The organism is Candidatus Tiamatella incendiivivens, assembly GCA_015522635.1.
GTDB lineage: Archaea > Thermoproteota > Thermoprotei_A > Sulfolobales > Acidilobaceae > Tiamatella > Tiamatella incendiivivens.
The window spans coordinates 40387-54066 of record WALW01000008.1; the positions used below are offsets into that span (position 1 = coordinate 40387).

The 13680-nt window shown below is 43.7% G+C and carries 16 protein-coding genes; 12 read left to right on the forward strand and 4 right to left on the reverse strand.

Annotated features, from left to right (window positions below; all coding sequences use genetic code 11):
* Positions 1-47: 47 nt before the first annotated feature.
* The gene (locus F7B60_01910; protein MCE4614275.1) at positions 48-380 is read left to right on the forward strand and encodes a hypothetical protein; all 333 of its coding nucleotides are present in this window, start codon (positions 48-50) and stop codon (positions 378-380) included.
* Entirely contained in the window at positions 274-2214 is a 1941-nt protein-coding gene (locus F7B60_01915; protein ID MCE4614276.1) for a hypothetical protein, read from the forward strand. Before F7B60_01910 ends, F7B60_01915 begins: the two co-directional genes overlap by 107 nt.
* Here F7B60_01915 and F7B60_01920 read toward each other — a convergent pair.
* From F7B60_01920 to F7B60_01930, 3 genes are all read right to left on the reverse strand, one after another.
* Positions 2211-3383: an aminotransferase class I/II-fold pyridoxal phosphate-dependent enzyme gene (locus tag F7B60_01920; GenBank protein ID MCE4614277.1), complete on the reverse strand. Its 1173-nt coding sequence runs from the start codon at positions 3381-3383 to the stop codon at positions 2211-2213. The two genes, F7B60_01915 and F7B60_01920, sit on opposite strands and share 4 nt — an antisense overlap.
* 48 nt (positions 3384-3431) lie before the next feature.
* Positions 3432-4964: a hypothetical protein gene (locus tag F7B60_01925; GenBank protein ID MCE4614278.1), complete on the reverse strand. Its 1533-nt coding sequence runs from the start codon at positions 4962-4964 to the stop codon at positions 3432-3434.
* A 187-nt stretch (positions 4965-5151) separates the two neighbouring features.
* On the reverse strand, positions 5152-5958 hold the full coding sequence (locus F7B60_01930) for an alpha/beta hydrolase (GenBank protein MCE4614279.1): 807 nt from the start codon (positions 5956-5958) through the stop codon (positions 5152-5154).
* Between the two features lie 1008 nt (positions 5959-6966).
* Between F7B60_01930 and F7B60_01935 the strand changes: the two genes are divergently transcribed.
* On the forward strand, positions 6967-7659 hold the full coding sequence (locus F7B60_01935) for a hypothetical protein (protein ID MCE4614280.1): 693 nt from the start codon (positions 6967-6969) through the stop codon (positions 7657-7659).
* A 450-nt stretch (positions 7660-8109) separates the two neighbouring features.
* On the opposite strand, the gene F7B60_01940 is transcribed toward F7B60_01935, so the two are convergent.
* The gene (locus F7B60_01940; protein ID MCE4614281.1) at positions 8110-8472 is read right to left on the reverse strand and encodes a hypothetical protein; all 363 of its coding nucleotides are present in this window, start codon (positions 8470-8472) and stop codon (positions 8110-8112) included.
* A gap of 424 nt (positions 8473-8896) precedes the next feature.
* Here F7B60_01940 and F7B60_01945 point away from each other — a divergent pair, with 424 nt between their 5' ends.
* From F7B60_01945 to F7B60_01985, 9 genes are all read left to right on the forward strand, one after another.
* Positions 8897-9088: an antitoxin family protein gene (locus tag F7B60_01945; protein ID MCE4614282.1), complete on the forward strand. Its 192-nt coding sequence runs from the start codon at positions 8897-8899 to the stop codon at positions 9086-9088.
* Positions 9085-9534, forward strand: a complete 450-nt coding sequence (locus tag F7B60_01950; GenBank protein ID MCE4614283.1) for a type II toxin-antitoxin system VapC family toxin — start codon at positions 9085-9087, stop codon at positions 9532-9534. The genes F7B60_01945 and F7B60_01950 overlap by 4 nt, the downstream gene beginning before the upstream one ends.
* Before the next feature lie 73 nt (positions 9535-9607).
* Positions 9608-9916 carry a hypothetical protein gene (locus tag F7B60_01955; GenBank protein MCE4614284.1) on the forward strand — a complete coding sequence of 103 codons (309 nt, stop codon included), beginning with the start codon at positions 9608-9610 and terminating at the stop codon, positions 9914-9916.
* A 28-nt stretch (positions 9917-9944) separates the two neighbouring features.
* A complete protein-coding gene (locus F7B60_01960) occupies positions 9945-10427 on the forward strand; it encodes a S1 family peptidase (GenBank protein ID MCE4614285.1) in 483 nt (160 codons plus the stop codon).
* 5 nt (positions 10428-10432) lie between these two features.
* Entirely contained in the window at positions 10433-11422 is a 990-nt protein-coding gene (locus F7B60_01965; protein MCE4614286.1) for a hypothetical protein, read from the forward strand.
* A 527-nt stretch (positions 11423-11949) separates the two neighbouring features.
* Positions 11950-12186 carry a DUF433 domain-containing protein gene (locus F7B60_01970; protein ID MCE4614287.1) on the forward strand — a complete coding sequence of 79 codons (237 nt, stop codon included), beginning with the start codon at positions 11950-11952 and terminating at the stop codon, positions 12184-12186.
* Positions 12164-12505, forward strand: coding sequence for a DUF5615 family PIN-like protein (locus tag F7B60_01975; GenBank protein MCE4614288.1), 342 nt, complete (start codon positions 12164-12166; stop codon positions 12503-12505). Before F7B60_01970 ends, F7B60_01975 begins: the two co-directional genes overlap by 23 nt.
* A 315-nt stretch (positions 12506-12820) precedes the next feature.
* Positions 12821-13045: an antitoxin family protein gene (locus F7B60_01980; protein ID MCE4614289.1), complete on the forward strand. Its 225-nt coding sequence runs from the start codon at positions 12821-12823 to the stop codon at positions 13043-13045.
* On the forward strand, positions 13005-13505 hold the full coding sequence (locus F7B60_01985) for a PIN domain-containing protein (GenBank protein ID MCE4614290.1): 501 nt from the start codon (positions 13005-13007) through the stop codon (positions 13503-13505). Before F7B60_01980 ends, F7B60_01985 begins: the two co-directional genes overlap by 41 nt.
* The last annotated feature ends 175 nt before the right edge of the window (positions 13506-13680 follow it).

Consider the following 13680-nt stretch of genomic DNA (forward strand, 5'->3'; position numbering starts at 1 on the left):
TCCAACCGTCCCCCTTATCATAATAATCAAATAAATGGGATAGACTGTTGGGCCGTACAACACCTTCGCTCAGGGTAACTGTGAAAAGACAGTTATCCAGGATTGAATCCATTCTAAACCTCCTACCTGAATGCGAGGCGGAGAGAGCCAGAAGACTGTTCGATGATATTGATGAAACAATCTCACTATACACGCACTCTAATGGTCCTATTGACCCGATTGAACTCATACTAGTCCATCTTATACGTAGAATTGCCATTGGTGAATGTAGACATGCATTTCTGGGTGATAGACGCGGAGCCCTGGGAGACAGGGGCATTACTCTATATTCTATGGGAAAATGGGAGGCTGGAAAAGAGGAAAGTAGACCTGGAGTATAAGGGGTACATATTACCTAACAATAATGTTGACCCGGATCTACTAGCAGAGGATCTGGAGTACTCTGGGCTAGTAGGGAAAGCCAGGGTTGAAGACTGGAGGCTACCTCCCCACTACAGGCAAGAGACGGGGATAGTTATCTTCACTGTAGAGAGCCTCAAGGACTACAGGAGAGTAGCCACTATAACGAGGCAGAGAAATGCTGGTAGAATAGTTAATGACTATCCTGACCCATTAGTAGAGGCGTTATGGTCATCTAGGTACCATCCTTTCCACAGGTTATTCGTGGAAAACGGTAGACCCTTGATGATGGATGATCCTAGTAAACTGGATTATGAATCACCGCCGCTTAGAATAGCCTTCCTAGAATACGATTCAGACAATGGTAAGTACAGTGTAAAGTTACCGGGTACGATGATTCAGTTAGCACATAGCGAATCATTGGCAGATTTGCTTGAGGAGTATCAGGTGCATATAATTGCCTCACCTTTAGATGTTAGGCTTAGGGTACAGGAGGCTGATCCCCGTATAGACTCTATTAATGCTCTATGGGTTGAGACTGATAGTATGCTCACCGGATTCGACAGGTTGATAGAGTGGGCTAGGCTTAGTAGGATACCGTTGAGAGAGGCGGCTCGCTCCAGTATAGGTAAGATACTAACCACCATAGAAGCGTTTGAGGCACGTAGGAGAAAGTATCTTGCAGTAAGGGGTTATGGTAGGCTTGAGCCTTTCCGTAGTCTTATAGGGTTGGCTGAATACGATAGAGGCGGGTCCATATATTCTCCGCAGCCCGGGGTTTATTGGGGTGTTGTCCAGATAGACTTCAACAGTTTATACCCTAGTATAATATCCCGTTACAATATATCAGGCGAAACAGTGGACGACCCGGATTGCAGGGATACTATTGAACCGCCTGGCTCTGATCACAAGGTTTGCAGGGAGAGAAGGGGGATTGTTCCCAGTGTTATGGATGTCCTCATACCTAGGAAAGACCAGTATAAGGAATTAACCGAGAATGCCATTGATCCTGGTCTGAGAAGTGTTCTAGAGGAGAGGAGGAGTGCAGTTAAATGGATACTCGTAGCGAGCTTCGGGTACCTCGGGTATAGGAACAGCCTCTTCGGCTCCATAATGGCTCACGAGTCCGTGACTAGCGCTAGCAGGAGTATAATGATGAGGTCAAGGGAGATAGTGGAGAAAATGGGTTACAAGGTTATACATGTCCTAGTTGATAGCCTCTTCATCCTTACAGGAAGAGATACCAGTACCGGGAAATGCTTGGAGTTCGCTGAGACTGTTTCCAGAGAGACTGGGTTCCGGTCTCGATGCGAGTCTGTTTACAAGTGGCTCGTTATACCTAGGACTGAGAGCGGGAGCGGTGCAGCGAACAAGTATTTCGGGTTATTAAGCGATGGAGAATTTAAAATCAAAGGATTGCTTGCCATTAGGAGAGATACACCTGTTCTAGTACGCGAGTTCCAGAAAGACCTGCTTGGATTGCTGAGGAATACATGTGATCCTAAGGTATTAGAGGAGCTATGCGGAGAGATGAGGTCTGTTTACAATGCTTACAAGAATAGAGTGAGAGAGAGGCGTTTATCTGCTAGGGACCTGGTCATTAGGAGGAGGATAGGGAATCATGAGTGGAGTTTCAACAAGAAGATAATCTCATCTTCCAAGGAGGGTGCAAGCCAAGCTGCTGAATATATTCTCGTCAGGAGGGGAGTTCCGGTAAATCCTAGAGACTTTAATGGTGGCTTAGACACTAGGTTTTACTTAAGACTGCTCGAGAGAGGGTTTAATGAGGTTGCAAGCGAGTTATGTGGTGGTTAAAGGAGAGTTGATAATGCCTCCACTAGGCCTCCTAATTCCTCCCTAAACCTTAAGGGGTCCCCTCCTAGACCTATTCTAAGGTATCCAGGAAGCTTGAAGCACTCACCGGGATTCACTAGTATACCATGTTGATAGTATAATTGCGCTGAAAGTTCTAGTGAGTCTTTTTCTTTGACCTTGAGTAGCTGGAAAGCGCCTGCTTCGGGCCAGTATGGAGTGATCATCTCTTCCAGCTGTTCTATTGTGGTTTTTAGGGTTTTTACATTCTCTTCTACTATCCGTTTTGCACGGGTTCTCAGAGCTTCTACAGCTTCATTACTGGATAATAGCTTACTTGTTATATAGTCGCTGATGATTGATGGTGCTATGCTGGTGTAGTCTTTTACACTCCATGCTCTTTCTGCGTGGCTTTTGTCCGTGATAATCCAGCCTATCCTAAGGCCGGGTAGTCCATAGACTTTTGATAAGCCATGGACTATTGAAACAGTTTCTGTGTTTCCTAGTTCTATGGCGCTTGGCCTATGATCATTTTGCTCAGAGCCCCAGTAGACCTCGTCGAAAAATAATCTGACATTGTTTCTTTCGGCAGTTTCAATCAGCTCCTCAAGTTCATGCGTCCTCATATATTTTCCTGTAGGGTTATTAGGGTCTGTCACAAACACTAGTTTAGGCTTCTCATCTTCAATCAAATGTATAGCCCTATCAAGGGGGAACCTCCAATCCGGAGGTTCACGCCATAATTCAATAATCTTTGCGTCTATCCATGTAAGGAGACCTGCTACCTGCATATACATAGGAACATCTAGGATAACCTTATCACCGCTTGCAACTGCAGACATGATACTAGCAAGGTTGGCTTCTGCACTCCCATTAGCCACAACTACATTATCAATCTTCAAATCCGTCTTATAGAGCGATAAGATGCTTTCCCTGAGTTCAGGACTACCCCGCGTCCAACCGTAGCCTAAGGGTAACTGTCTTAGATCTCCCATTTCTATGCCTAACTCTTCAAGTTGCCTTATGGAGAGAGGCTCTAACCCGCTCTCACTAAGTAATATGCGGGCTGCCGTTTCATGCGTACTCTGCCATCTCTCCAGACAAAACCTCGGGAACCCGTTGATGATATTCCCGAGAAGAAGGCGCTTCAACCTAAAAAATTCCTCTCCCATAGATGGTAACCTCGGTTAAATAATCGATTTACACGTTTATAGCCATGATCATTCTTCACGGAGTTTCGTTATCAGAGGGTTCCTAAAGCTAAAGCCGATAAAAACGCGTGCATCATGGAAAAGCTTGCGTATCCACGGGTTAATCAAGTACAAGACAGCTAGATAGAGGATAAGACCTATCGTTAGGTGTACTACTAATATAGGGAATTGACTCCAGAAGTGAGTTACTACTATCTTGTAAGCACCTACAATGATAAAGTAAAGAGACACTACTATAGACCCTATTGAAACAGCCGCTGCTTCTCTAACTGGGAACTCGTATGCTACCTCAGCAGTTGTTCTTTTTGCATAGTAGGCTAGCAAAGGTACAGTCGAAACTAATAGTGCTATTACTACTGCTTCTGCAGCCATTAGGGGGTTGGAGCGGTAATAGAAGAGTAAAGGTATGAATATCATATAGGCTAGAATGTTTACTATTAGACGAGAGAACGGAGCCTTGAACAAATAGGACGATAGGAGTGTCTTATAATCCGGCATGCCATACATGTCAACTGCCTCAATACCACGGAGAACTGCATTATATATGAGTGAAAGCCCATTTAGAACAGCGTATATGGAGACTGTTGAAATCACAATATATGCTTCAATATAAACAGGATTATAGAGCGTTGCAATAGCCTTAGATAAAACGAGGAATACGGGAAGCATATAACCTATAAAAAACATGAACAGCCTCAGTGTTTCCTCAAGATCCTGTCCTTTCTTCTCCCTAAGCGTTCTAGCATACAGTGCAGAAGTCCCGGCTCCCGAAGCCTGTAAGAGTGGTGCTTCAGCAGAGAATCCAACGTTCAAATAAGCCACAGGAACTTCGCTACCAGTAACCCATGAAACAACCGCCCTTAAACCTGATTTTAAGAAAGAGTTCAGCAACGTAGTAGTAGGGAGATACCAAGCTTTCAACCAATCAATAGCCAGGTGTAATGAAAACCGTTTGCTGAAAACTTCCATTGCATATAGCCTAGACCATGTATATGAAAGAGCGACAAACAAGGCAAGAGCAACTGATATTATAACACCGCCCAACCTCAAATCTAGATAAACCACGAAGAAATAGACCAGAATTATTCTAAGGGTCTCATAGATGAAGTTACGGTAAGCCCTGAGCTCCGGTTTTAATACAGCTGCCATTGTTAGTAGAAAAGAATCCAGAGTTTGGAAAAACATTAATGGTAATCCAAGTAACATATAACTGAAGCCCCAGCCTAGGATTTTCTCCTCTATGACTGAAACGAGTAAATAGATTATTCCTCCCGGAATCCAGTAGAGTATAGTTAGGATAAGACCGGTTAAACCCGCCTCTTTCCAACCTCTAGCTGTGAATCTAGGAGCCCATGTCGACCATAATACTACTGGGGTAGAGAGCATTAGGGATGCTGATAGAATAATCCCCCATAAACCGTACTCTGATACATGAAGTTTTCTAGCCACTATAACAGTGAAACCTATAGCTACAAGCATTCGGTATATCATTGAAGAGTAGTTTATAATAGTTGAATATCTCAGCCTAATACGGTGCTCCAAACGCCCCATACACCGAGAAGAATTATACCGCTATATTGGAATATTAAACAACTCCGAAACCACACATAATGCAAAGACATATTCTAAACACTAGCAGGTTAGTAGACTAGGAATAGTAGGTATAATACCTGGAGTGAAGTAGAAATCGAAGGATATGGAAAAGAAAGTAGGTATAATAACTAGGCTCCTAAGAGCCGCTCTGGAGAAACTGCATCACTACACTAACAAACCTATCAAGCTCTTGAAGTATCAAACCATGACCCGAATTCTCGAATATAACTAGCCTAGAGTTAGGTATTTTCTTCGCCAGGAGCCTACCATTATCTGGAGGAATTATGATATCCTTTCCTCCTGAGATAACCAGTGTAGATGCCCTGATCTTATCCAGTTTATCATAGGCATTGAACTCTAAGATAGCCTCTAGCTGCCTATTATAGGCATGGGCAGGCATGGGGTATTGCAGTGCCCTCTTAATATATGACTTCAATTCCTCCCGGTGTTCCTCTACGTATTCCTTTGTCAGAAGAGTCTCTATCAACATCTCAGCAAGAACCTCAACCTGTACACTAGACCTGTCCAAGAGTAGTTGCTTCATAGCTTCCGGCGTTGGAGGAACAGCCTCCGGTCCACCTGTAGAGGTTACACATAAAACAAGTTTCCCGACAACCTCAGGGTAACGGATGGCAAGTGACTGTGCGATCATCCCACCCATAGAAACACCCAGGATATGTGCTTTCCTTATTCCTAAGTAATCCATAAGCCCCAACACGTCATCTGCCATAAGGTCGATTGTGTACTTACTGTCAGGCTTATCGCTCCTTCCAGCCCCGCGGTTGTCTAATACAACGACACTATAATCTTTCGAGAACTCCTTGATTATCCTCAGCGGCCACCAATTAGAGTCAGCCCCCAAACCCATGATCATTACTAGAGGAAAACCCTCACCGTGAACTTCATAATATAATTTTATCCCATTTACTGTAGCGTACGGCAATGAGAATCCACCGACTTGAAATATAGCTAATAATGCTAAAATAATTAGACAATCGATCGCCTATATAATATCACTAACCTAGAAATAATAAATCCATAAAATAATTAATAATACCTGTGACTTCTCGGTTACACGAAGGAGATTTTGTATGAAACAAAAACAATAGTCCAAGTATATGCAGTAGGAGAAAAATAGTAAACTCCCTGAAACCGCAGAGGGCTTTATTTCGACGTAGGATATTAATAAAAGGCAGAAACATTCTGATATGAGACATATATCGGAAAAGAAGCATGAAATAATAACCATAATTATAATTGTAATTTTAGTTGTCAGTATGCTTCAGTACATCTTCAGCAGTTCACTTATCTTTCCAAGCACTGACAAGGAAACATATAATCAAGGAGAAAAGGCAGTAGTCACCCTCTGGAATCTAGGGCTCAGAAATATCTAAACAGGAGTAGGCAATTACTATGTGGAGATTTACAATAATGGTCATTGGGAAGCCTGTGAAAACCTGACATCAAAATACCGTCCAGAAGTACTGCTACAACTATATTTAGGAGGTACAATTATAAGGGGATGATAAACCTTGACGATGCACAGCCGAGGAAATACCGTGTTGTAAAGGAGGTTTCATTAGATAGCAATTTTAATAACAAGATAACGCACACAGCGTATTTTACTATAAAACCAGAGCATCTATAACGACTAGTCATATGGTATTGATACCGGATCAGCACATCACATTCCTATTTATTTTACTGTAACCTCTCTTTCATTTCTTCATAGGTTATTTCAACCCACCCCCAGACTGTAAAGTAATACCTGTCAACTCTCTTCTGGATTAGTATTTATGTATCAGTCCTATTGGATAGAGTATCCATAATTATTATGCTTTCCAAAGTAACCTTGAATATCCAGGAGTAAGGTATTTTAAGAATATATGCCCGTCGTATACAAATCAAGTGAACGTGTATACACCAATTAACTAGTGAGAGGTGGTGACAGTTGGAAACTAGCCATAAGATCTACCTGGTTATAGCTGCTGGACTAATGCTAGCGCTACTAATAATTCCCCTATCTAATACTACCCCTCTAGCAGAAGCCAGAACTACCGTGACCAAGACAACAGGGATATTGAACAACAGTATTCCAATCTATTATATAGGATATGATTACAGAATAATCCACTCCTTCAAACACATTACCGTTAACCCCGGTCAAGCCTCAAGTAATAATCAGCACATAACAATCATAGACCTACGATACGTTGAACCAGATACTGCACAAGAACTAATGGGATCATCCTTCAATAACAAAGATCCATTCGTCCTAATAGGAGCATCGGGAGATATAATGAGATTAATCACCCACTCCGAATCAAGCATCCCCTCACCATCAACTAACCTAATGTACGCTCAACACAATAAATTAACAGAAACATCATTGAAAGTCGTTATATACGGTTATATCCCACTTTCCCAGGGAAAGAGCATTTCAATATCAATAATCAACACCAATAATAATGTCAGTGCATTCATACAATCAGTACAGGAGGTATACTCTGAAATAGTCGCCAGTCTCAATGCAATGAATAATCCTAACCTGCCAAGTGGAATAACACCTGGTATCACTCATAACAGGGCAACTAAGACCCCTTCTTACTGTGAACTAATCCTTAAACTAAACGAAAAGCTTTAATCAAACGAATAATTGTATATAACTGCATTTTAATTAAAACTTATACCACCTTAAAATACCTGCTCACTAAGATTACGAAGATGACAGGAGAATAGAATAGTTAAAGTTCGTCTTAGTATTAATTGTTTAATAATATCTCTGTTTTTGACGTCATAGTTATCTTTTTAGTAGTTGATTGGGTGATGTGGTTCGTTTCGGACTTGATGTGGTGTACGTAGTCAATCTTTACTATTACACTAGCTTTTATGTTGCTCTGCCTAGGTACCTCTCTTGATAGGGTAATCAGCTCCTCTAGCTCCGCTAGCTCTAACTTATAGCCTAAACAGCTTCAAATAATCATGCATAGATTTGGGGGAGCCTAGGTTCAAACTTTCCCGTTTATAATTTTTCCTTTAAAACCTGATCCATATAGTAAAATATAAAACAGAGTTTAAAATATGATGCATAAGGTCAGGGTTCTATCACTGTTATTTTATTCAGATTGGAGCCTGCCGGTTTACTCGCAGTATAGACTTGCACACTTCTAGCATTGTGCACATTCTGTGAGACATCTCCTGCCACAATGAGGAAGAATTCCCCGTTGGAATGCTCCATGGGCACACCAGAGTACATCTTCAGGGTGTACTCGCGGCCGTTGATTATTACTTTCACAATACCCTTAGTCATCCACACTACCTTACCCTTCACCGGGTAGGCTAAACTGGCACTGGTTCTATTAGCGTTCACCATGGGCATAAACCGCAAGGTGGCTACTAATACCAGTATCACTAGCAATGATACTGCCATTAAGCCGTATTTACTCTTGGACTTCAACATGGTTCACCTTGGAGTTACTTATCCATATCTATTAAAATAGGTTTAGACCCCTTATTTTTTTCTCACAACTGAGGGTGACCTTTCACAGGAAGACTAAATACATAGACAGCGGAACACAAAGTATAGTAAAGCAGGCCAGATTAAGGGTCTGTAGAGTTCGAAGGGGAGGGATGCCGAGGTATAAAAACACACTGAAAAACGAGTATAAATGGGACAGGAACCCTTCTGAAATATTAACTTAAAACAGATATGACTTTGTGATCAGGGATCTCGTTACAGTGATCGGTAGTATATGAGTACTCTTCGAGCATACATAAAATTATTTAGTCATCATCGGCTGGTTTGTTTTAGAGTGTTCTTCCTAGGTAACAATTATTTGCTTTCAGTGCGTGTTAATAATTGGGGAATTGTTTTGTCCCGAGTGATAAGAGCTAAATACACTGGGGGAGTTTTGAAGCCCTTGGACGAGCTTAACTTAAACGAAGGAGAGATAGTGTCTATTATCATAGAGAAGAAGCTCCCCACCGGCATAGCAGACTTGGTAAATGAGATGAGGAAAAACACGCCTAAAACAGAGAATCCTGTAAAAGTTCTCGGGGAACTGAGGAGATGATTGTAGTCGACGCCAGCGTGTTTATAGACTCCTTATTCAGCAGTAACGCTGAAAGGTATCAGAAATCCATAGACTTCCTCAAGGCAGTTGAAGGACTACCAATATATGCACCCAGAATACTCAGAGTAGAACTGGTAGCAGTGGCCCGTAGACTCGGCTACAAAGGCGAACGGAAAGAATTACTGGAAATTACGGAGAAATTGAACTTGGTTGGAGAAAATGAAATAATCAACCTTGCAGAATACGTGGCAGACCAAATACACCCCAGGGCAGTCGACACGTATTATATAGCTACTGCAATACTCACGGGAAGCATACTCGTATCAAACGATAGACTAATGGCTGAAAACTCCGGGAAAGCCGGAATAGAAGCATACTACCTGCTCGAAGAACACGAGGCAGCCAAAGACAAACTAGGAGAACTAAAACAAAACATGCAAGATTAACGGGTTTAAACCCCCTATGCGAGTAATGTTATTATTATACAACCCCCAATAACACACTGTACAGTGAGCCTGCTTGCCTCCCAGCCAGGTGGACACAGCAATATACAACTCAATTATACATGCGATGAGCCGCAGAGGCCTCCTAGCCTGGATCCGAGGCGCCCTCAGGGACGATGAAGACCCGGGTGTATCTAGGGAAGCCGCAGGGATCCTCGGGAAACAAGGCCTACTAGAGGTGGCCCGCAGGTACCTCCAGGGGAGGATAGACCTATACCTCAACCAGCCCCTCCCCGGGGGCGGGAGGCTCATCGACGCTCTAGGCGGTAGCGTCGAGTTAGCCGAGAACGGAGTACTCCTCTACCAAGGCGAGCCTGGGTGTTAGCAGGAGCTTCTATTATCAATTATTGAATATGAAGAGACCAGTTCCCAGCAGGGTTGTTGCCAGACTATTGGAGGTTCTCCCCGATGACGCTGTCTTGAAGGCTGAGCCGGTGTTCTTCTCTAACTATGTTAAATACTCTAAGCTAGATCTTCCCGTGGATAAGCTGGTTCAACTGCTGGTTGATTATATTCGTAAGCATCCTGCCAGTGCCAAGATCCTCGTGTCTTCCCTGCAGAAGGAGGCTGAGAGGCTTGGTTTAACCACAGGAGTAATCACAACATTTAATGGTGCGCTTTACGATTATATCAACTCAAAAATATCAGGATTCTATATAACCAACCATGTTGATCATGGTGATAGCGGGGGAATAGTATATACACAGGGCAGTAACGGTTATTATGGTTTAGGGATAGTTGTAGCTATCGTTTCCACGGACAATGAAAATGCAACTCTAGTAGTACCCATATTCAGGATCACAGATGACATAGGAGTCAAGATTTACACGGGGTGACTTCCATGGAGAACAACTTAGTGTTGAGGAGTTTATCCGGGCTGATTTTACTGTCAGCTATAGTACTTGCTATAGTTGCTTACCCGTCGGCCGCTATCGGGGGACAGGTGCCGCATTATAGTGAGTATTGGCTTGGTGGTCTTAGGGTTGTCCTGGTGGATCCCCGGACTCCGGATTTGGTTATACGGTATAAGGGGCTGAACTATGTGGACTTCAATACATCCAACGACTACGCCACACTTGGACCCCGGGTTATCCCGGGCTTGAACATGGCTGGTAACACGACTCCGATCAACTCCACGGTTCTCTCCAAGGCCATCGGCCCTGTCGCTGGATACTTGGAAAACCGGAATGTGACCGGGGAACCTGTAGGCGTGGATTACCCCGTGGTGATCCACCGGGACTACAGTACAGTTGAAGTGGTTGTGAACCCGGACAAGGATCCCCTAGAGGCGTCAATGCCTATAGCCAAGGCCCTCAAGCCTCTGCTACTGGAGCACGGCTATACCACGCTTATAGTAGTGAGAGAATTATCAGGTACCCCCTTCACCAGACTGTCCAAGGCGGCAGAAGTGTTAAACCATGTATTCGAGGAGTTGGTTGACGGTAATTATACAGGTAACCCTCCAGTCTACCTGCAGCGGTTAGCGGAGAATATCAGGGAGAACCCTGACAGGATGTACTTGTTGGTTGGGACAGGAGTATATGGGAGTGTAGTCATAGACTTCTGGGGCCCGAAGCCGAATAAGACGCAGGTCTATAACATGGTTAAGTGGATAAGGGACAAGGCAGGCCCCGAGTACAGCGACGTCCCAGTCTACATAGTATTCCACAGCGGGCAACCCCCTAAGCTCGCCCTAATGACATTCACTGTAACCCACAGAACAATAACCACTAGGCCACCACCCAGCATAAGCTACTCCACCACAGGTATCATACTCACTATAGGACTCGCCATAGTATTGATGGCGGTTATACTCAAACGAAAATACTAGAATCCATCTAAAACTCATAAATCTTTTTTCTACTAACTCCCCGGTTAAGATATTTCCTAATCCTAGGACAGTATTATATGGGAAGCCTTGTCGACGAAGACAGAGCCAGCCGTGATGCTGAAGGAAATAGGTTCCCCTGTAAGATCTGGAGGAGGCGCCAGAGGCATTTGACAAGCTGAGCACACTGGAGAGGAGCATTGTTGGGGTGATGGAGGTTACCGCAAAAGCTCCCAAGACTGTCAGGACGTGAAGTAATTAGAATATTAACCAGGAAATTCGGATTCAAGGTAAGGAAGCGGCGGGGAAGCCATGTCGTACTAACCAAGTACAGCAGGAAAGAGAAAGTAGTGACAGTAACCCCGCTCCACCCTGAATTCAAACTGGGAACAATTCCAGGAGTACTCATTGAGTACTATGGGAAATATAGTCCACATAGAGATATTTTGATACATTGCTTCCCTCAGCGTTTTATGACATAAAAAGTTAAGGTTTAGACATTATATTAAATTTCTATGGTGTGTTGAGGAGTGGAGCACAGGTTTAAGTGGATAACTGTGGATCCCAATGTGTCCCACGGCAAACCAGTATTCAAAGGAACCCGGATACTCGTCTCCGACATACTGGAGATGCTTTCTGCCGGGATGAGCATTGAGGATGTACTCAAGGAATACCCCCAACTTTCAAGGGAGATGATATACGAGGCCATTGGGCTTGCTGCTGAGCTGTTGAGGAGGGAAAGGAGTGTCATACCGATTCCTGCTTGACGAGAACGTTCCCCGCAGTGTATTCAAGTACTTGGAATCCAACGGGTATGACGTTGAATACGTTCCAAGCGATGCCGACGACAGGATCGTGGTAGGAATCGCGAGAAGGAAGGACTTAATACTAGTCACAAGAGACAGTGATTTCGCAGACGAGATACGCTACCCTCCCGGGTCTCATCCTGGAATAATAGTACTTAGAATCCACCCAGCCAAACCTGAAACAATGATAGAACGCTTGGCATATACACTGGATAATATTCGCGATTTCCATGGGAAAACAACGATAATTTATAACGATAGAATTGAATCAATAAAATAACATTAAACACAGAATTACAGACCTATTGGTAATAAGAGAGAACTAAATTCCTCACTTAACTCGGTGTTTACTAAACATAAAGAATACTTGGCTGTATGATGCCAAAACATATCCAATGGTGCGACCGCCGGGATTTTGGGATCCGGGACCATTGGCTTGGGAGGCTAAGGATTTATAAACTATGTTCCCAAGGAGAAACGAATAACTGTTCAGCAGTAAATATTACCGAGAATGCTGATGCGGATGACCTAGAAGCTCTCTGCAGGGAAAGGCTAATTGACCCGGTATACCCAATATATAGATGGTGGCTAGAAGATGTCCAAGGTAATCAGGGTTAGATATGAGAAGGGAATACTCAAGCCACTGGAGCCGATAGAGTTCCGGGAGGGGGAGGAGATCGTTTTGGAGGTGAAGAATCCGCCCAGTGGAAGGGGGATATGGAGGTTCTTCGGTATAATAAAGGCAAAGGATTCTGAGCCCGTAAAGGAGGAGGACTATTATGAGCACCTCTCGGAAAGAGGTCGTATTCCTAGACAGTAGCGTGATACTCCACTATCTTACTGGGGATCCTCGAGCTAGAGATATCATAGAAGATACATCAAGATTAGCAGTAAACTCTATAGTTTTCAGTGAGGTATCATTCAACCTCCTAAAACTACTATACAGCGAGAAATACGGGGAATACAAATTTTACAACATGAAATCCAGGACCACAATGCTCGACAAGGACATACTACAAGGTTACACTATACTCCAATCATTCCTGAACGAGCTCCACAAGGAAGATAGGCTCGTATACCTCCCCATAACCCTGGAGGTAATGAGAGAAGCCAGCGAAACAGCAGTCAAATACGGACTACTCCCTAATGACGCACTGATAGCAGCAACTTGCAAGCACTATGGCATAAGCACAATCGCAACCCTAGACGAGGACTTCGAGCGAATACCTTGGCTGCAGATCGTTCCACAACACTCAAAATCCACCAAAAGAAACGCATAACACAATCCCCAGCTGCGCACTCATAACTATCCGATTTTGAGAGAAGCTTCGCCTCTGTTTTCCAGTCACGGAGGCAGACGCATCATAATACATTAGGTGTTACTAATAGCGGAATGGCACCTGTAATGGTGCGGCCGCCGGGATTTGAACCCGGGACCCCCGGCTTGGGAGGCCG

Bases quoted from the DNA above. Each gene is read 5' to 3' on its own strand.
- F7B60_01915 (MCE4614276.1), top strand. From the start codon at position 274: ATGCATTTCTGGGTGATAGACGCGGAGCCCTGGGAGACAGGGGCATTA.
- F7B60_01920 (MCE4614277.1), bottom strand. From the start codon at position 3,383: ATGGGAGAGGAATTTTTTAGGTTGAAGCGCCTTCTTCTCGGGAATATC.
- F7B60_01950 (MCE4614283.1), top strand. From the start codon at position 9,085: ATGATTGTAGTCGACGCCAGCGTGTTTATAGACTCCTTATTCAGCAGT.
- F7B60_01960 (MCE4614285.1), top strand. From the start codon at position 9,945: ATGAAGAGACCAGTTCCCAGCAGGGTTGTTGCCAGACTATTGGAGGTT.
- F7B60_01965 (MCE4614286.1), top strand. From the start codon at position 10,433: ATGGAGAACAACTTAGTGTTGAGGAGTTTATCCGGGCTGATTTTACTG.
- F7B60_01980 (MCE4614289.1), top strand. From the start codon at position 12,821: ATGTCCAAGGTAATCAGGGTTAGATATGAGAAGGGAATACTCAAGCCA.
- F7B60_01985 (MCE4614290.1), top strand. From the start codon at position 13,005: ATGAGCACCTCTCGGAAAGAGGTCGTATTCCTAGACAGTAGCGTGATA.